At 31.0% G+C, this 20,184-nt stretch carries 18 protein-coding genes; 3 read left to right on the forward strand and 15 right to left on the reverse strand.

Annotated elements, in window-relative coordinates; translation table 11 throughout:
- Positions 1 to 21: 21 nt before the first annotated feature.
- From P3X86_RS15320 to P3X86_RS15330, 3 genes are all read right to left on the reverse strand, one after another.
- Positions 22 to 744: a TVP38/TMEM64 family protein gene (locus P3X86_RS15320; RefSeq protein WP_483293589.1), complete on the reverse strand. Its 723-nt coding sequence runs from the start codon at positions 742 to 744 to the stop codon at positions 22 to 24.
- Positions 745 to 1,469: 725 nt separating this feature from the next.
- The gene (locus tag P3X86_RS15325) at positions 1,470 to 2,183 is read right to left on the reverse strand and encodes a TVP38/TMEM64 family protein (RefSeq protein WP_483293590.1); all 714 of its coding nucleotides are present in this window, start codon (positions 2,181 to 2,183) and stop codon (positions 1,470 to 1,472) included.
- A gap of 29 nt (positions 2,184 to 2,212) precedes the next feature.
- Complete coding sequence (locus P3X86_RS15330) at positions 2,213 to 3,382, reverse strand: NAD(P)-dependent malic enzyme (RefSeq protein ID WP_483293591.1); 1,170 nt, start codon at positions 3,380 to 3,382, stop codon at positions 2,213 to 2,215.
- A gap of 225 nt (positions 3,383 to 3,607) precedes the next feature.
- Between P3X86_RS15330 and P3X86_RS15335 the strand changes: the two genes are divergently transcribed.
- Positions 3,608 to 4,699, forward strand: a complete 1,092-nt coding sequence (locus P3X86_RS15335) for a GerAB/ArcD/ProY family transporter (RefSeq protein ID WP_483293592.1) — start codon at positions 3,608 to 3,610, stop codon at positions 4,697 to 4,699.
- 38 nt (positions 4,700 to 4,737) lie between these two features.
- Here the strand turns inward: P3X86_RS15335 and P3X86_RS15340 are convergent, their stop codons facing one another.
- From P3X86_RS15340 to P3X86_RS15365, 6 genes are all read right to left on the reverse strand, one after another.
- On the reverse strand, positions 4,738 to 6,561 hold the full coding sequence (locus P3X86_RS15340; protein WP_483293593.1) for a YgiQ family radical SAM protein: 1,824 nt from the start codon (positions 6,559 to 6,561) through the stop codon (positions 4,738 to 4,740).
- A gap of 8 nt (positions 6,562 to 6,569) precedes the next feature.
- Complete coding sequence (locus tag P3X86_RS15345; RefSeq protein ID WP_483293594.1) at positions 6,570 to 7,382, reverse strand: nitrilase-related carbon-nitrogen hydrolase; 813 nt, start codon at positions 7,380 to 7,382, stop codon at positions 6,570 to 6,572.
- Between the two features lie 178 nt (positions 7,383 to 7,560).
- The gene (locus tag P3X86_RS15350; protein WP_483293595.1) at positions 7,561 to 8,067 is read right to left on the reverse strand and encodes a flavin reductase family protein; all 507 of its coding nucleotides are present in this window, start codon (positions 8,065 to 8,067) and stop codon (positions 7,561 to 7,563) included.
- Positions 8,068 to 8,080: 13 nt separating this feature from the next.
- On the reverse strand, positions 8,081 to 8,971 hold the full coding sequence (locus P3X86_RS15355; RefSeq protein ID WP_483293596.1) for a DMT family transporter: 891 nt from the start codon (positions 8,969 to 8,971) through the stop codon (positions 8,081 to 8,083).
- A 12-nt stretch (positions 8,972 to 8,983) separates the two neighbouring features.
- Positions 8,984 to 9,451 (reverse strand): Cys-tRNA(Pro) deacylase, encoded by a 468-nt coding sequence (gene ybaK, locus P3X86_RS15360; RefSeq protein ID WP_483293597.1) that lies wholly within the window; start codon positions 9,449 to 9,451, stop codon positions 8,984 to 8,986.
- A gap of 12 nt (positions 9,452 to 9,463) precedes the next feature.
- The gene (locus P3X86_RS15365) at positions 9,464 to 10,141 is read right to left on the reverse strand and encodes a DUF554 domain-containing protein (RefSeq protein WP_483293598.1); all 678 of its coding nucleotides are present in this window, start codon (positions 10,139 to 10,141) and stop codon (positions 9,464 to 9,466) included.
- A gap of 146 nt (positions 10,142 to 10,287) precedes the next feature.
- On the opposite strand from P3X86_RS15365, the gene P3X86_RS15370 reads away from it, so the two are divergent.
- The gene (locus tag P3X86_RS15370; RefSeq protein ID WP_483293599.1) at positions 10,288 to 10,638 is read left to right on the forward strand and encodes a hypothetical protein; all 351 of its coding nucleotides are present in this window, start codon (positions 10,288 to 10,290) and stop codon (positions 10,636 to 10,638) included.
- A 358-nt stretch (positions 10,639 to 10,996) separates the two neighbouring features.
- Positions 10,997 to 11,827 (forward strand): GNAT family N-acetyltransferase, encoded by an 831-nt coding sequence (locus tag P3X86_RS15375; protein WP_483293600.1) that lies wholly within the window; start codon positions 10,997 to 10,999, stop codon positions 11,825 to 11,827.
- 144 nt (positions 11,828 to 11,971) lie between these two features.
- Here the strand turns inward: P3X86_RS15375 and P3X86_RS15380 are convergent, their stop codons facing one another.
- The 6 genes from P3X86_RS15380 to P3X86_RS15405 form a co-directional block, all read right to left on the reverse strand.
- Positions 11,972 to 13,384: a S1C family serine protease gene (locus tag P3X86_RS15380; protein WP_483293601.1), complete on the reverse strand. Its 1,413-nt coding sequence runs from the start codon at positions 13,382 to 13,384 to the stop codon at positions 11,972 to 11,974.
- Between the two features lie 86 nt (positions 13,385 to 13,470).
- Positions 13,471 to 14,880: a sensor histidine kinase gene (locus P3X86_RS15385; RefSeq protein ID WP_483293602.1), complete on the reverse strand. Its 1,410-nt coding sequence runs from the start codon at positions 14,878 to 14,880 to the stop codon at positions 13,471 to 13,473.
- A gap of 1 nt (position 14,881) precedes the next feature.
- Positions 14,882 to 15,562 (reverse strand): response regulator transcription factor, encoded by a 681-nt coding sequence (locus P3X86_RS15390; protein WP_483293603.1) that lies wholly within the window; start codon positions 15,560 to 15,562, stop codon positions 14,882 to 14,884.
- A 27-nt stretch (positions 15,563 to 15,589) separates the two neighbouring features.
- The gene (locus P3X86_RS15395) at positions 15,590 to 16,954 is read right to left on the reverse strand and encodes an MATE family efflux transporter (RefSeq protein WP_483293604.1); all 1,365 of its coding nucleotides are present in this window, start codon (positions 16,952 to 16,954) and stop codon (positions 15,590 to 15,592) included.
- A 22-nt stretch (positions 16,955 to 16,976) separates the two neighbouring features.
- Positions 16,977 to 17,639, reverse strand: a complete 663-nt coding sequence (locus P3X86_RS15400; protein WP_483293605.1) for a SanA/YdcF family protein — start codon at positions 17,637 to 17,639, stop codon at positions 16,977 to 16,979.
- Positions 17,640 to 17,812: 173 nt separating this feature from the next.
- The gene (locus P3X86_RS15405; RefSeq protein ID WP_483293606.1) at positions 17,813 to 20,065 is read right to left on the reverse strand and encodes an ATP-dependent Clp protease ATP-binding subunit; all 2,253 of its coding nucleotides are present in this window, start codon (positions 20,063 to 20,065) and stop codon (positions 17,813 to 17,815) included.
- Positions 20,066 to 20,184 lie beyond the last annotated feature (119 nt).

The raw sequence follows: 20,184 nt of genomic DNA on the forward strand, positions 1-20,184 counted from the left end.
AAAGAGCCGTCTAAAAAACGTCTATTTTTTTATAATCTTTATACATTTATTTATTTTATCTTTACTTCGCTCTTTAAAATATTTGTTGTTATATAAGATTGGAGCTAATGCTATAATTGCTAAAAAAATAAACATGACTATTGTTTTAATAGAATAAACACCACTAGCATTGTCTATATCCATTATATTATCACCTGCTAAAGCATAGACAATACAATAAGGCAGTTTTCCAATTACTGTGCTTATTGTAAACTCTTCTAATGATATACCTGACAACCCTCCTGCATAATTTAATATGCAAATAGGAAGAAAAGGAATCAATCTAAGTGATATGAAATACCTAAGAACATCTTCTTCTATATGGCTATTTATCTGCTCTATCCTATTCTTGTATTTATTCCATATGTAATCACCTATCATGTATCTAGTAAAAATAAAGGTCAGTACCCCGCCTATTGTTATACTTGTTATTGAATATATTACACCCAATATCCAGCCAAATAAAAATCCAGTAAATATGGTTAACAAAGGGGTTATTGGTATACCAAATGCACTTAATACATAACCAATAAGTATTATAATCAAACAAGAATAATGATGCTGCCGCACTATATCTTTAATTATATCTCTATTTTCTCTAAAATCTTCAAAGGTAATATTGTTGGAAACAAAAAAATATGCAAGTATAACTATTACAAGCATAAAAAATATTACTAAGCAAACAAGTTTCATTTTAGAAATCATTTTTATTCCCCCATTTGACAACTATATAAGTTTTTTACTGAAAATTTGAGATATTATAATTGTATTCGTAAAAGTACATAAATATAATACTTAAAATAATCTATGATAAATTTTTGCTTGTCTTTATAAAATTAAGGGCTATTTCTTGACAGCCCCTAACTTTTATCTAAATAATTTATATTACATTTTTAAAACTTAAAGTTCTGGTGGATATGCATAGTTTTCACTAGGACCGCATTCAGGATAAGCTATAACTATCGGTGGACAGATATAACCCCCTAATGGTTTGTAGTTTTCAAATTTGGATAATGTCATACGTAACCCTCCTTTATCGTTTTGTTTACAATATAACTATACCATTCTAATTATGAGAAATATGTAAAAAACTGTTCTTATTTTTATCTCTTGATGAAAATAAATAAACGACCTATAGCCGTTTTATATTATTAATTATATTAACTTTTATATTTCTTTCAGCCAACACAGTAAAAATTTTGGATAATAGTTTCAGGATAAGTATGTCCTTTTATTGTATTATCATCACACCTTACAAATCTAGACAGTGTCATCTTTACTCCTCCTTTATTATAATATAATTGCCCTCTATTTTTATCATGGAGCATAATAATTATTGGAAAAATGCAATTCATTGTATGTTGTTATAAAAAAATAAAACAGTCCCAAAAACCATTTTATAATTTAACCATTATGTTTTTGACCTTTCTCTATGTATCTTCATTAATTTTATTACTATTTGGGTGTGTCTTTTTAACCTTACTGGCTATTACAGGTAGGAATGCTATAATTGTAAGCACTACAAATATTGCTAGCATCCTTGGAGACATGACTTCTTTTGGAGAATTTATGTTACCTATATTGCTACCTGCATATGAGTACACCAAACAATATGGTAACATACCAATAAAGGTTGTAGTTACTAATGTAAATAATGAAATATTAGATATGCCTGCTACGAAATTCACTACAAACAATGGAAATGAAGGGATAAACCTAACGGAAATCAAATAACTAATTTTATTTTTATTTATTTCGTCTTGTATGGGCTTTATCCTATGTCCAAATTTTTCATCTATCCAATTACCTATAATGTACTTGGAAAATAGATATGCTGGTACCGATCCTATTGTTATCCCTATTACTGAATATATAAAACCATTGTACCACCCAAATAAAAAACCACCAAACAATATCACTAACGCTGATATTGGTATACCAAAAGATATCAAAATAAAAATGCTCATATACATTAAGACAGCTGTTATATAATGCTTATTTGCTAAACTTCTAAAATTTTCTCTATTGCTTTTAAAATTCTCAAAAGACAATATATCAATTAAATGAAAATATTCTACCATAAAAAATATTATCATGATGATAAACAAGGCTATTATAGTGGTTTTGTATTTGTCGGATTTCATCTTACAGACTCCTTCTTTAAAGCATGTGTTTATATTGTAACATTACTACGTATAGCTGCCTGTGCAACTTCTTTTGCCACTTTATTTGCTACTCTCTTATCTAATGGGTTTGGTATAATATAGTCTTCTTTTAACTCATCTTCACTTATTATACTCGCTATTGCATACGCTGCAGCTAACTTCATCTCTTCGTTTATATCAGTTGCTCTAACATCAAGAGCGCCTCTAAATATCCCTGGAAATGCTAAAACGTTATTTACTTGATTTATATAGTCAGATCTGCCCGAACCTGCAACTCGCGCTCCTGCTTTTAACGCAAGTTCTGGAATAATCTCTGGATTTGGATTAGCCATAGCAAAAACTATAGCATCTTGATTCATGCTCTTTACCATATCTTCATCAACTACATTTGCTGCTGAGACACCTATAAATACATCTGCATTTTCCATAGCAAGCCTTAAATCTCCTTTTATCCCTTGCTTATTTGTTAGACCTGCTAACTCTTCTTTACTCCAATCATTAGACTCTGCTCCTTTATATAGGATACCCTTTCTATCGCAAACTATTATATCTTTTACTCCTAAAGTTAAAAGCATTTTAACTATAGCACTCCCTGCTGCACCAGCGCCGTTTACTACTGTTTTAATCTGGTTTATTTCTTTTTTTACTAGCTTTAATGCATTTATCAAAGCAGCCGTAACAACTATAGCAGTACCGTGTTGATCGTCATGAAATACTGGTATATCTAATTGTTCTTTTAACTTTTTCTCTATTTCTATACATCTAGGCGCGGATATGTCTTCTAAATTAATTCCTCCAAATGTTGGAGACATAGCTTTTACAATATTCACAATATCATTTACAGATTGAGTATCCAAACAAATAGGTATCGCATCAACACCTGCAAACTCTTTAAATAGTACTGCTTTACCTTCCATAACAGGTAATGCTGCCTTCGGCCCAATATCGCCTAATCCTAAAACAGCACTACCATCTGTAACTACCGCAACCAAATTACCTTTACTTGTATATTTATATACATCTTTCTCGTTTTTATGTATCTCTCTACACGGCTCTGCTACTCCCGGAGTATATGCTATGCTTAAATCATCTTTATTTTCTAGCTTAACTTTTGATATAACTTCTAATTTCCCCTTATTTTCTTCATGAACTCTTAAACTTTCTTTATTATAGTCCATATTGGTTCCTCCTCCATTATGCTTCTTTAAAATTAATCCTACTATACCTAATAAGATTAACATAAATTTATTGATAATAATAGCTATGTTATATAATTTTTTTCTTTAATAGTTCTACCTACTTAGTATGACATATTATTAAATTTTTAAATTACTTTAACAACCTTTGGGCATAATATAACTAAATATAAACCGATATTACTCTACTATCAGAGGTGAAACATCATGATTAAGCAATTTATTCCTAACAAGCAAGTGATAAGTCTATTGTTACTTTTCGTCTTGGGAAGTACTACTTTGATAGGAACTGATAGTACCTCTGGTGCTGATACTTGGTTGTCTATAGGTATAGCAATGGTATTATCTTTCCCTATTCTTATGCTTTACGCGAAGTTACTTCGTGCTTTTCCTGAGAAAAATCTATTTGATATTATTGAATATGTTTTTGGTAAATATATTGGAAAAATAATAAGTCTATTATATGTGTGGTATTCATTTCATCTAGCATCATTAGTTATTAGAAACTTTGGTGATTTTATTAGAGTAGTTTCTTTTAATAAAACTCCCATCATCGTGACTATGGCATTTATTACTTTATTATGCATTTGGGGAGCTAAAAGTGGTATCGAAACATTATGCAGGTGGTCTAGGTTGGGTGCTGTTTTTGTAACTATTGTTGCAATCACAGCTGTTTCTTTAGCGTCGCCTAGTATGGATTTAAACCATATTCGCCCTGTTTTATATAATGGCATTAGACCTGTACTTAACAGTGCTTTTAGTATATTCACTTTTCCTTTCGCTGAATTAGTCATTGTACTTATTGTTAGTCCAGTATTTTTGAACCCTAAATCGTCTTATAAAATATTTTTATGGGCATTATTACTGTCAGGGATTTTTCTTATTTCTGTAACTTTCTTTGAAATATCTTTGATAGGAGATAGCTATAATGAAATACTCTTTCCTACATACAGTGCTAGTAATAAAATAAAAATCGCTGGTTTTATAGAAAGAATAGAAGTAATGGTTACTATGAATATTTTAATTAGTGGATTTATTAAAATATGTTTATGTACTATAGGCATGAGTTCAGGGATTGTTCATATATTTAAATTACAGGATTATAAAATTGCTGTAGCACCTAGCGGTTTAATGATTTTGAACTTAGCTTATTTTATATACCCAGATACTCATGATATGTTTGAATGGGCCTTTAGTACATATCGCTACTATGCACTCTTATTTCAGGTGATTTTACCAATTGTAATAGGTATTGGGATATTTATAAAATTAAAAATAATAAATATCCCAATCAAGTAACACTTACTATATTTCATTGTATTATTTGTACAAATTAATCATTTTCTTCGCCTTATTTTTGTAGGTGACTTATGTTTTTTGGGTTTAATAAGGCACTTTCTATCATAGCCTATTAGGTCACTTCTTTTAGCTAATGTCAGTGCTTTAAAAACTAAATCATAATTTTTAGGATTGCTAAACTGAAGCAACGCTCTTTGCATAGCTTTTTCCTCTTTATCTTTTGGCACATATACACTTTTACCACTTCTAGGATCTACTCCTGTATAAAACATAGTAGTTGATAATGTACCTGGTGTTGGATAAAAATCCTGCACTTGTTCTGGTTGATAGTGTATGTCTCTTAGATATTCTGCTAATTTTATAGCTGATTTTAGCGTACTTCCCGGATGACTTGACATCAAATAAGGTATCAAATACTGCTCTTTTCCTATTTTTTTGTTTATTTCAAAGTATTTTTTTGAAAACCTATCAAACACTTCTTTTTTTGGTTTACCCATAAGCTCTAATACTTCATCTGCAATATGCTCTGGGGCTACTTTCAGTTGACCACTAACATGATGTTTACATAGATTGTGTAAAAAATCATCATCTTTATCTGCCATTATATAATCATATCTAAGCCCTGATCTCACGAACACTTTTTTTACTCCCTCTAGCTTTCTAAGCTTTGTCAATAGCTCTGTATACTCTGTATGCGACACCTTTAAATTTTTACATGGTTTAGGAAATAAACACTGCTTATTCTTACAAGCACCTTTGCTGAGCTGTTTTTCACATGCAGGTTCTCTAAAATTCGCTGTAGGTCCCCCTACATCATGAATGTATCCCTTAAAATCTTCTTCCTCTGTAATTAATTTAGCTTCTCTTATTATGGAGTCTTGACTCCTCCCTCTGACGATTCTTCCCTGATGAAATGTTAACGCACAAAATGAACACCCACCATAACAACCTCTAGAGCTAGCTATACTGAACTTAACTTCTTCTATCGCTGGTACTGGCTCTTTGTATATAGGATGATATTTTCTTGTATATGGCAACGAATATACCCAATCTAGTTCATCAGGTGACAATACCATCGTAGGTGGATTCTGCACTAAATACTTGTCATTGTGCCTTTGAACTAACGACGTTCCTCTTATCGGATCTTGCTCTTCGTGTTGTATCTTAAATGCTTTGGCATAGTCTTTTTTGTTATTAGCTACATCCTTATAAGATGGAACTAATTTGTAATCATATATCTCATCTAAGTCTTTAAGCAAAAAGCATGTTCCAGCGATATGTCTTATATACTTTACATCCATGCCAGAATTTAAACATTCTGCAATTTCCATTATGGCTTTTTCACCCATCCCATATATGAGCAAATCTGCTCTACTATCTAGTAATATACTGCGTCTTACACTATTACTCCAATAATCATAATGTGCAAATCTTCTAAGACTAGCTTCTATACCTCCTATTATTATAGGAATATCCTTATACGCTTGTTTTATCATATTGCAGTACACTATAGTAGCTCTATCTGGCCTACATCCTATCTTTCCCCCAGGAGAATATGAATCCTTTCTTCTACGCTTTTTATTGACTGTGTAATGGTTAACCATAGGATCTATATTGCCACCAGTTACTAAGAATCCAAGTCTTGGTTTGCCTAATTTTTTAAAATCATCAATTCTCTTCCAATTAGGCTGTGATATAACTCCAACTTTATACCCTACTGATTCAAGTACCCTTGATATAATAGCTCCTCCAAAGCTTGGATGATCTACATAAGCATCACCATTTACTAGTATAAAGTCTAATTCTTCTATATTTAGTTTTTTCATATCTTTTTTACTTATTGGTAAAAACTCTTTTCTCATATTATCACCTATCTATATATTTCTGCTCGTCTATCTTTTAAAAAAAATTGATTTCTCATACTTTTATTTTGTATTCTTATTCTTTCTATTTCTTCAAAATCTATGTCAAAATGATTAATCTGCTCACATTCTTTATCAAAATATTTTACCATATCTCCATAAGGACTCCATATTGCTAATCCTCCTCCAAAGTATTTATCATTGCTATAACCAAAAGCATTCATCGCTACTACATAAATCCTATTATCGTAAGCTCTTGCACACATATATTTTTGCCATGTCTTTATTCTCCTCTTAGCATCCATAAGAGACGCATGAGGACAAAATACTATATGAGCTCCTTTGAGCACCATTGATGTTATTGCTTCAGGAAAATGGTTATCATAGCATAATGCTATACCAAAACTCAATCTTTTACCGTCTATATCTATACTAAATACATTCAATTCATTACCTTCTGTAATATGCTTTTTTTCGTGCCTTCCTAAATGTGTCTTTCGGTATTTTTCTATTTTGCCATCGGGAAAAAGGACTACATGAGTTATGTATATATGATTATTTTCTCTCTCTATTAACCCTGCCAGTACAGTAATATTGTTCTTTACTGCAATATTACTAACTCTAGCTATAGCTTCACAGTCTAATGTTTGAGCTACTTCTTTGGGGTTATATATACTATACCCACTTATACTAAGTTCAGGAAAGCATACAATACTTGAATCAGCATCTTTTGCTATTAGCGCATATTCTTCTATTTGATTTATATTGTAATCTATGTCATTGTATTTTGAGTTCATTGTTACAGCTGATATTTTTATCATAGTATTTCTCCCATTTCTTTATAAGATTATCATATATTCATATAAATTAATACTATAAAAAGCAATTGTAAAATTTATCTACAATTGCTCACATTTACGTTTTTTTGCACAGAGTAAGACTCCAAAAAAACTATTTCTATTAACATTCAACCTTATCTCCCTTGATTGTTTGCTTTATTTATTCATTAATATAACTAGCTACTATCTCACCATAATACATAACGTGTATATCATTGTTTTTATAGTTAGTCTCAATAATATCCTTTTCAAGGAGTGCAGGCTCTAATATCTGTTGATGTACAACTTTACATTCATAGTGTAAATCACATTCTCCTATTATTGGTGTTTCTAAATATTGACCTTTTTGAGCCGATAAATTACACTCCTGTAATTTATCTACATCTCTTCCTGACTTGGTACCGCATATTAAAAGCTCTCTTTTCATGTTACTCTTGAGTGGTACACTTACTGTGAACTCCTTGCTTTTTTCTATTAAGTCATATGTATATCTAGAAAGTCTCACTGCTACTGTATAAATAGGTTTTCTCCACATAAATCCAATTGTACCCCATCCAATAGTCATAGTATTAATTATATCACCATATTTAGTAGTCATAAACGCACCTTTCACCAATTGCCCTAGCATCTGATCTGAATAATCGTTGTAAGAGATATTTTTTATCATTTTTATTCCCTCCTTATTTATTTTTGTGAAATATGAAGCTGAGTTTTGTTTCTGTTATAATTACAGCGCAAAATATTAACAAACATCCAATTATCATCTTTGAAGTAAATTCCTCTTTATTTATGACAACTGCAAATAATGCTCCAAAAACTGCTTCTAATGATAATATTATTCCTGTTCTAGTAGCTGTGGTGTTTTTTTGTGCAACGTTCTGTATTATAAATGCCGCAACTGTTGGAAATATAACTAAATATCCTATTCTCCATGTTACATTAAAACCAAAATTAAAAGACACTTCCTCAAATATCAATGTACTTATTATAAACAATAGTGATGCTACTCCTATCTGCAGTGTTGCTAGCAGTATAGGATCATGTTTTTTTGTGAAAAACCCGACTGATACTATATGACATGCGTACATAACTGCACACAAAAGCGTTAACTTATCGCCAAAGTTAATATCTAACGTTCCTAAATCACTCTTAAGAGTAAGCATAACTATCCCTACGAGTGTCAAGAATGCTCCTATCAACGAATATTTGTCTGGCATCTTTTTATATACTATCCATACTAAAAATGGAACCATAACAACGTTTGTACCTGTCAAAAAAGCTTGCTTGCCCGGATCTGTATATTTAAGCCCTATTGTTTGAACAGCAAATCCTAAAAATAAAAAAACTCCTATTACTATCCCTGCTTTTAAGTCACTCATCTTTATTTCTCTAAACTTGCTTTTAAATATTATAGCCATAATTATAAAGGCTAGCGTAAATCTTATAGCCATGATATTTAAAGGAGATATAGTATCAAGAGCATCTTTTAAGACTACAAAACCTGCTCCCCAACACATAGCAACAAAAAGCAATGCAATATCGGCATATATCCCCTTTGACTTATTGTTCAAATATATACCCCCCTAATCAGTCAATTTGCATAATGTTCCTTTTGTAACCAATAATAAATCATCAGGATTTATAAAGAACTGCATTCCTCTTAATCCTGCACTTATATATATCTTATCATAGTTTTTTGCACTTGCATCTAAAAAAAATGAATATTGTTTTTTCATTCCTATTGGTGAAACTCCCCCTCGTATGTATCCTGTTAGACTGTTAATTTCTTTAAGTGGTACAAGGTTTACCTTTTTATTGCCACTAGCACTTGCTAATGCTTTTAGGTTGAGATCACTGTCTCCTGGAATAGAAGCTACAACTATTCCATTGTTTCCTCTTACCACTAAAGTTTTAAAAACCTTTTTAATATCTGCATTGATTTTTGACGCTACATTAACAGCTCCTAAATCATTCTCATCTACCTCATATGTACTAATATCATATGATACTTTATTTCTATCTAGTATACGAGCTGCATTTGTTTTTTTCATATGACCACTCCTTTACCCTAAAAATATATAGTACAATACTGGAAGAACAATTGCTGGTAGCATATTTCCTATTCTTATCCTTTTTATTTCTAATACATTGATTCCTATTGCAATTATTAATATCCCTCCAACTGCTGACATATCTGTGATTAATACATCTGTTAAATAAGGTTTTAAAAAAGATGCAACTAAAGATATTGATCCTTGATATATTAAAACTGGTACTGCTGAAAAAGCCACTCCTATACCTAATGTTGAAGCAAAGATAATTGATGATATTCCATCTAATATTGCTTTAGTAAAAAGGATTTGGTGATTTCCAGTAAGACCATCTTCTAATGCTCCCATTATGCCCATTGCTCCAACACAATATATCAATGATGCTGTAACAAATCCTTTGGAAAAATTGCCTTTATCACTTTTGAATTTACTTTCTAATGTTTTTCCTAGATTATCAAGTTTTTGTTCTATATTTAAAAATTCTCCTATAATGCTTCCCAGTACTATACTGATTATAACCACTAACATACTTTTTGCTTTTATTGCACTCATCATGCCCATTACTATTACACTTAGTGCCATTCCATATATGATTGTCTCACTATATCTTTTCTTAATACCTTTTTTTAGTAATACGCCTAACGATCCTCCTATGATTATTGCAACCATATTTACTATTGTTCCTACCATACTTCCACCTCTGCTATATTTAATTATACTTTTGTCATATTGATATATTGTATCATTTGTATTATATAAAAACAATCTGAATTTTATAATATTTTTTTCTAGGAAATAGTCGTTTATGATATAATTAATGACAATGGAGGTGTTTTATGAAGCAAAATCTAAGATGTGAGATATGTGATGAAATAATAGAGTATAACTATGACTTAGTAGTAGCTCTTAGTTTTTTTGGCTTAAAGTGTTATCACAATGAATGTTATATTAGAGAAATCAAAAAATTGAGCAGCTCTATTTTAAGTGGACCTTATAATACAAAAGGGAGTACTTTATATGCAGTTATATGGACAACAATGTTTGCTATATTTTATTTTAAATATCATAATGTAAATTCACTGTTATCGATTTTCCTAATCATATGTGCTATTATTCCTATAAGCCTCCGTAGCTATAGTTATTACAAATACGAAAAAAAAATTAAAGTAAAGAAGCCATTTAGATAGTTGCCAAACTAAACTGCAGATTCTTATTAGAAAAAAACAATAAACCTAGGATTACCAGTAAAGCTATTGTATTTATAATATATTCAGTGAGAATAAACGGATTAAAATCAATATAGCGTTTAAATAGTTCTAGTAAAAGAAGTTTTTAGTTTCTATCAAATTGTCAAAATCGTCAATTAATTCACTTAAGTAAATTTTTTATACATTTTTTCTTAAGAGCTTTCTACTTTCAGGTAATTCATTATTATAATGGGGAGGTATTTAATTAATACTATGTTTTTGTGGGAGAATCTTTTTTAAAAACATATTCAAATGTAGTATTCAGCTAAAATGAATTTATTAAGGGGGAAAGACAGTTATGAATATTAACTATAAAAGGGATGATCAATTAGAATATAAACCAGATGTACTTAAAGGGCTGGTTGCCTACAATAAAACGTTTGCAGGTGATGCACCTTCTATGACCGTTAACGTTTATGTTATTGATAATGATAAATTGGTAGGAGGCTGTCATACAGAACTTGAATGGAATTGGGTATACATTGAAGCACTATTCTATCAAAATCATGAAATCTTGATAACGATAATGAATGAACTTTATAGACTTTTTAAAGAAAAATCAGAAGGTATAATTTTTGAATCATATATTAACAATCGTATTGAAGATTTTAAGGCGGCAGGCTTTGAAGTACTTGGTATTTTAGAAGACAAACCAATTGGATATGAGTCACACATACTAGTCAACAAAAAGATGACTGATATACCAGTAAACCATAAATATAAACTTGAAATTACAAATAAAAAACATGAAGTTTACTCCAAAATTGTGGATGAACAAGTAAAGGCATATAATGAAGTACTTAAGATTGATGAAGCAAAAATAGACATCGAATATGTCGCATTTAATCAAGAGAAACTTGTTGGTGGTGTATATGGTTATCTGATTCAGGATTACTTGTATGTATCTATTCTATGGGTAGATGAAGCCTATAGGGGTAATGATATTGCTACAAAACTAATGGATCTGATTGAAGATGAAGCTAAAGAGAAAGGTTATAATCATTTCTATTTAGGTACATGTACTTTTCAAGCGAAAGGCTTCTATGAAAAGAGAGGCTATAAAGTGAAGATGATTATTAGTAATTGTCCAAAGGGTTATGATGATCACACTATGGTTAAAAAAATATAGTCATATAAACCGTCCTTTACATCTAAAAATGTAATCTTAAAAAAATTACCTATTATTAAGTAACAAAATTAACAAATCACTTTAAAATATAAAAGCAAGTCATTTTAAAAGGGGGAAATTTCAAATGACTTGCTTTTTTTATAATTAATTATTAGCTATTTTGCTTTTGTCTCCTAATACAACTTGTAGTACTTGTTTCTCTTTGCCATTTCTTACTACTGTAATCTTAATTTTGTCTCCTATTTTATAGCCTTTGATTACATCTACTAATTGATTCATGCTGAATATTTTTTTGTTATCAACACTTATTATTATATCTTTAGGTTGCAACCCTGCCTTTTGTGCTGGTGAATTTTTAGATATTGCGTTTACATATACTCCAATTGGAAGTTCATATACTGAAGCTAATTCCTCATCTATATCTCTACCTGTTATACCTAAAAATGGTCTGCTTATTACTCCTTTTTCCACTAACTGTTTTATGATTGGTTTTGCATATGATATAGGTATTGCAAATCCTATACCTTCTACTTTTGTGTCTGCAATCTTGATTGTGTTTATACCGATTACTTCACCTTTTGAGTTAACTAATGCTCCACCACTATTTCCTGGGTTAATTGCTGCATCTGTCTGTATAAGCTTAAGTCCGCTGTCTCTCATTCCTACATCTCTATTTAAACCACTAATGAACCCTGCTGTTATTGTATTGCCATAACCTAGTGGATTTCCTATTGCTACTGCTCTTTCTCCTATTTTAAGTGCATTTGAGTCTCCAAGTCTTGCAACTGCTAGCTTATCTATTACATCTATAGGTACATCTTTTCTGTCTACTTTTATTACTGCCAAATCTGTATCTAAATCACTACCTACAACTTTAGCTGGTACACTTTTCTTCCCGGATAATAGTACTGTTACCTCTTGTGCATTTTTTATAACATGGTTGTTTGTTACAATGAAAATTCCAGCATTGTTTATATCGAATATTATCCCTGAACCTGCTCCTTCTTGGACGCTAGTCTGTTGAAAGAAGTCTGTCACACGGACTTTGCTAGTTATAGCTACAACCGAAGGTCCAACTATTTCAGCAATTTTAGCTACGTCAGAATTACTTGAACTTCCACTAGTTTCTATTACTTTTGGTTGCTCATTCCCTTTACTTTCTAATCTTCTACTTACATCATAGTTTTTATCTATCTTTGGCATAAAATAATATGATGATATATTGTAACCTACTCCTGTGAATAAACCACCTACCATAGCAAATACCAACCCTAGTGCAAGTACCTTTTTCAGATTCCTAGTTTTTACGCTTTTCTTTTTATTCTTTGTACCTTCTTCGTTAGCTTGTTCTACATTTTTATTTAATGTAGCTTCATCATACTCTACTGATTCTCCATTAACATCATTTATGTCTTCGTCTATATTGTCACTAAGAGTTTGATTCTCCGTTTCTGATTGCGTTTCGTAGTCATGGTTAGTTTCCTGCTCTGCATTATCTTTTGTACTTTGATCTAACTCTTGTTGTAGTTGTTCATTTTTTTCTCTTTCATTATCCATAACTCATTCACCTCTTTTTCTTTTTGTATCATGCTATAAATATATAATAATACACATATGTTAAGGAATTATGAACAAAATATTAATTATGATTTTTTTAGTTTGAATTTGAACTGAGTACCTGTTTTATCACTCAAAGCAACTATTTCAGCATTGTGACTATCTAAAATACTCTTTACTATAGCTAAACCCAGCCCTGATCCTTTTTTATTCTTACCTCTCGATTTATCTAACTTTACAAACCGCTCCCATATATAATCTAGTTCTTCTTTTGGTATTATTTCACCAGAATTATAAATAGATATGCTTATAAATTCTCCTATTTTTGTTGTAGTAATTGTTAATCTACCATTTACATCTACAAATTTTACAGCGTTATCTATTAGGTTATATACTACTCTGTTTATTTTATCTCTATCCGCAAATACTATGTCTTTATCTTCGCATAGATTTATTTTTACATACACTTCTTTTTCTTTAAGCAAAACTTCAAACTTTTCTATTTGGTTTAATATCATTTCATTTATGCTAAAATTACTAAGATCTAGTTCATAGTTACCACTTTCAATCTTTGATAAATCAAGAATATCGTTTGTCATTTTAGATAAGCGATCACTTTCTTCCAATATAATATTTAAGTATTTATTTTGATTATCTCTATCTACAGTACCATCTATTAATGCACGTGCATAACCTTTAATAGATGTAAGCGGTGATCTTAAATCGTGAGATAGATTTGATATAAAATCCTTTCTCATTTTGTCTACTTTCTTCAATTCTTTTGACATTTGGTTAAAACTTTCTGCTAGTTGATCTAGCTCATCTGTGCCATGTACCTCGATATCTGTAAAGTTTCCTTTTGCAAACCTCTTTGAGGCATCACTTAATTTATATATTTTCCTTTTTAGCGTTCTTGATACTATAAAAAAAGATACTATACCAATAATCAACGCAAATCCCAATACTATGACTGTTATATTGTAAATATCCGATATTGTTTTATTAACTTCTGGCATTGAAGCGTGCATAAATAAAGCCATAATCACTGATTTGTTGGACACTATAGGATAACCTATAGTTAAAACTGTTTCGTTTAGCTGTTTATTAAACTCTCCGTGTCTTTTTATAATATATCCGTTGAACACATCATCTATTTCTTCTTTCATTACCTGTCTATATAGCTCTATATTTTCCTTGCTTGAATTGACATATATAATTCCTGTCCTATCCATTATCCATATACGAGAATTCAAATAAGTCTCTAATGCGTCTATTTCAAATTTTAGTTTGTCAAAATCAGGTCTACCGGTCTGTTGTATCAATGTAACCTGTCTTTGAATTTTTTCACATTGCTCGATTAGCTTTTGTTCTTTTTGATCTGTGAAATAGCTTTCAAGCGCATTTGATACTATAAATCCTAATATTATAAAACTGACTATTATAATAGACACATATATTATTAACATCTTTCCAAATAGGGATTTAAATAACTTCACTTTAGCTCACCTCAAATTTATAACCAACACTCCAAACAGTTTTTATACGCCAACTATCATTATCCTTCAATTTTTCTCTTAATCTTTTAATATGAACATCTACTGTTCTACTTCCTCCTATGAAATCATAACCCCAAACTTTATCTAATATTTGATCTCTCGTAAATACTCTATTAGCATTTGATGCTATAAACAGCAGTAGTTCAAATTCTTTATGTGGAAGCTCTAGTTTTTCGTTCTTATATACTACTGAATAGTCCGTTGGATTTATTATCAAATCCCTAAATATCAATCCTTTGTCTAAAGTTTCTTGATTAAATCTTCTAAACACAGCCTTTATACGTGCTATTAACTCTTGTGGCTCGAAAGGTTTTACTATATAATCATCAGCGCCAAGTCTTAAACCTAAAACTTTGTCTAGTGTTTCTCCTTTAGCAGTCAGCATGATAATGGGTATCGAGCTTTGCTTTCTTATTTGAGTACAAAAGTCATAACCATCTATATCAGGCATCATTATGTCAAGTATAATCATATCTGGAAGGTAATGATTAAATTCATCTAATGCCACTTTACTATTATTGTATGTTTTAGTGCTGTAGCCTTCCTTTTCCAAATAGAGTGATATTAATTCAGTTATATTCTTATCATCATCAACTATCATTATTTTTAAAGTATCTCTCATAATTCTCTCCTATTATTTTATAAATTATCACTTAACGTCATCTACTACGTTTTTAATCCACTTCTTAGATTTTACTCTAACTAAGCCCACCATGATTTTGACTACTTCTTCTATTTTAACAAGTGCAACTACTAAATAAATTGGTAGTTTTAACACTAATGCACCTATCGCCGCTAGTGGTACTCCTATAAACCAAACTCCTAACATCTCTAGATATAACGAAAATTTGGTATCTCCACCACTTCTAAATATACCAACTATTAGTAATGCTGAATACAATGTAGCTGGCAGGAAAATCGCTTGTGCTATAAGTGTTCTAAAGGTAAGCATTTTTACTTCATCTGAAATATCAAATAATAACAATGCAGGTTTTGCTATGATCACTATTCCCAAGCCAAGCACCACACTAAGCGCAAGCGAAGCTCTTGTAAATTTATTAGCATATTCATTTGCTTGTTCATATTGCTTTTCACCTATTTTGTTACCTATCATTATAGCGCATGCACTAGATAGACCTGTATTAAGTACCATAAAAATATTTCTTACATTATTGGATATTTGTACTGCTGTAAGCGCTTGTTCCCCCATTCTTCCATATATAGCTGTATACACGCTCACTCCTAACACCCAAAATAACTCATTGAGTATAACACTACCAGATGTTTTAAAATATGTCTTGATAAACTCTTTTGATAAATTAAACATCTCTTTTATCTTTGCTGCTAACACACCATCATTCATGTATATTATTGTTATTATGAGAGCCATCTCTATTAACCTGGATATCAATGTAGCATATGCTGCTCCTCTTACTCCAAGAGCGTCAAACCCTAGATGTCCAAATATGAGCACGTAATTAAGCAGCGTATTACATGCTAGTGATATACTGCTTGTTACCATTGGAAGTTTGGTTTGATTTATACTTCTAGATGCGGATGTAAATGCAAATGATACTGCAGAAACACCATAACTTAATACTACTATTACTAAATATCGTTCTCCGATATTTATGATTTTATCATCAGGTGTAAACAATCTTAACAATTGCTTTGGAAAAAAAACTCCTCCTATTGCAAATAAAATACCAACTCCTACTCCTAGTATTAACGATATCCCTAATATTTTTCGTATATTTATAATATCTCTTTTACCCCAAAATTGAGCCGTAAATATTGATGACCCACTGTTTATCCCAAACATTATAAGCATAAATATAAATGAAATCTGATTTGCTACGGATACAGCAGCTATATTTGTCTCTCCTAATTTCCCTATCATCAATATATCCACCATATTTAGTAATGAAAATATTAATGATTGTAACGCTATAGGAATAGCTAACTTTGCCATTCGGTTATAAAAATTTTTGTCTAACCTATTAATATAAACCATTGGTTATCCTCCTGCTAAGCTACTAGTCTTGTGTGACTGTGCCATCTCCCATTATGTTTATTTTTTCTCCCAAATACGTTGGTTTTTTATCTAAAATATTCACAAGTACAAAATCTTTACATCTAGCTAGCGCTTCCCTTATTTGAAATATAATCATTTTACGATATATATTTTTATCCGCAGGTATTCCAAAGGCTTTTATACCCAGCTTTCTTGCAGTATATACCGCTCTAGATAAATGAAATTTCTGTGTTACTACTATCATATTTTCTACCTCAAATACTTCTTTTGCTCTATATACGCTTTCGTAGGTACTAAAACCTGCGTGATCCATAAATATATCCTGTTCTTTTACTCCTGCTTTTAGCATGTATTGTTTCATACTCTCAACTTCATTATAGTTTTTTCTACCATGATCACCACTTAACAATAATTTTTTTACTTTCCCTTTTTTGTATAACTCTATCCCAACATCCAATCTATCTGCTAGTATGTCTGATGGCCTACCGCTATTATATACAAGTGCTCCAAGCACTAATGCTACATCGGCTTTCGGTACTTCATCCACTGTGTGTTTATATTTACCAGCTAGTGTTATCATTCTTATGTTGATTAGTCCTACTGCTAATGCTACTATTAAACCAAATATAATTCCTACTTTTATTAGTTTGATTAATGTTTTCAATTATTTGTCATCTCCTTTTTGATGTATGATTATAAAAAAGCTGTCTCATAATGATAAATTACTCGTTATTAAAATATTACACTGCATACATCTTGTAACCTCGAGTGTAAATTTCAAAGCTTGTACTTTGTCTCATTTTGAAACAGCTATTTAAGTATCTATTCAGATCTCTATTATTTACTTTCTATCACTACATTGTCATCAACGATATCTATTAACAAACTACTTTTTGGCTTAATGTTTCCTTTTAAGAATTCTTCTGCTAGTTCATCTTCAATATATTTTTGTATGGTTCTCCTTAATGGTCTAGCTCCATATTTCTTATCGTATCCTTTTTCAAGTATAAATGATTTGAGCGTATCTGTAACATTAATTGTTATTTCTTTCTCTAATGCTTCTTCCTTTACTTCATTTATCATAAGCTGTATTATCTGCTGTAACTCTTCTTTTGTAAGGTGATTAAACACTATTATCTCGTCAACTCTATTTAAAAACTCTGGCTTAAACGTATTTTTAAGCATCTGACGAATCTTTGCTTCTAGCACATTATAGCTATCATTTTCGAAGCCTATAGAAGCTGATTTGAGACTTGTTCCTACATTTGATGTCATTACTATAACTGTATTATCAAAATACACTGTTCTGCCTTGACTATCTGTAAGCCTGCCGTCTTCTAATATCTGCAATAGCATATTAAACACATCTGGATGTGCTTTTTCTATTTCATCCATCAATATTACCGAATAAGGCTTTCTTCTAACCTTCTCTGTCAATTGCCCTCCTTCATCATAACCTACATAACCTGGAGGCGATCCTATTAACTTTGATACAGTATGTTTTTCCATGTATTCAGACATATCTATTCTAATAAGTGCTTCTTCGCTTCCAAATAGCTCGCTTGCTAACGACCTCACTAACTCTGTTTTACCAACTCCTGTTGGCCCAACAAATATAAATGAAGCTGGCTTCTTTTTCTTCTTAAACCCAGATCTAGTCCTTCTGATTGTTCTAGCTAAGCTACTTATAGCACCCTCTTGCCCTATTACCCTTTTGTGCAATTTTTCTTCTAACTCTAATAATTTTTTTGCTTCTTCTTTTGTTATTTTTTGTACAGGTATATTAGTCCAAGACTCTATTACATAAGCTATATCTTCTTCCTTTAATGGTATATACTCATTATTGTTTTTCAATAAACTAATTTCATCGCTTACCTTAAATTCTTCAACTTTAATTAATGCTGATTTTTCAAAGTCTCCCTCTGTAGCTGCTATTTCTTTTTCTGCTTGTAGTTTTTCAAGCTTCCCTTTTAGTTTTCTTAATTTATTGAGATTCTTATTAGATAAATTTGCTTTAGATCCTGCTTCATCAATTAGATCTATTGCCTTGTCTGGCAAATATCTATCAGTTATATATCTATCAGATAACTTAGCTGCCATATTTATTACTTCGTCTGATATTGTAACCTTGTGATAATCTTCATAGTAGTGCTTTATACCTTTTAGTATCTCTATAGTTTCATCTACTGTTGGTTCATCTACAGGTACAGGTTGGAATCTTCTCTCAAGAGCCGCATCTTTTTCTATATGTTTTCTGTATTCTTCAAATGTCGTTGCCCCTAATATCTGAACTTCTCCTCTTGCTAAAGCTGGCTTCAATATGTTTGCAGCATTCATAACTCCACCGTGAACCTCTCCAGCTCCCATTATGTTGTGAACTTCATCTATAACTAATATTATATTACCACTTTCTTTTGCTTCATTTATTATTGCTTTCATTCTGCCTTCAAACTGGCCTCTGAATTGAGTACCTGCAACCACAGCAGTCATATCTAAGAGATAAACTTCTGAGTTTTGCAGTTTTTCTGGTACTTCTTTTTCAAATATTCTAACTGCCAATCCTTCTGCTATCGCTGTTTTACCAACACCTGGTTCTCCAATTAATACTGGGTTGTTCTTGGTACGCCTGTTTAGTATCTGAACAACTCTATTTATTTCTTTATTTCTTCCTATTATTTTATCTACTTTCCCTTGGCTAGCAAGCTTTGTAAGATTACTACCATATTTATTGAGATTTTTTCTCTTTTTTTCTTTCTTCTTTTCTTTTTTATCTTCTTTAACATTGTTTATGTTTTCTTTGGATGTATCTTTTTTGTTGAATATGTTACCAAATAATTCTCCTAATGAATTCCCTTCAGTTGCCTCATCCATATCCATATCTTCTTCGTTAAACATCCCATTCATTTGCTGTGTTATATTTTCTATATCTTCTGGAGACATTCCAGTTTGCTGAAACATTTGATCAAGTACTGGTAGTCCCATTTTTTTTGCACATTCCATGCATAATCCCTGCATTTCACTTTTTCCATTTTCAACTTTAGTTGTAAATATCACAGCTATATTCTTTTTGCAAATAGAACATAATTTCATTATAATCAACTCCATTTATATATTAAGCAGTAACATTCTCTTTCGTATTTCTATTTATTTAAACTTCTCCTATCTTATTATAACAGTAATTCTTATATTTACAAAACTATCTAGATATT

This window comes from Abyssisolibacter sp. ZYX002 (genome assembly GCF_056892235.1).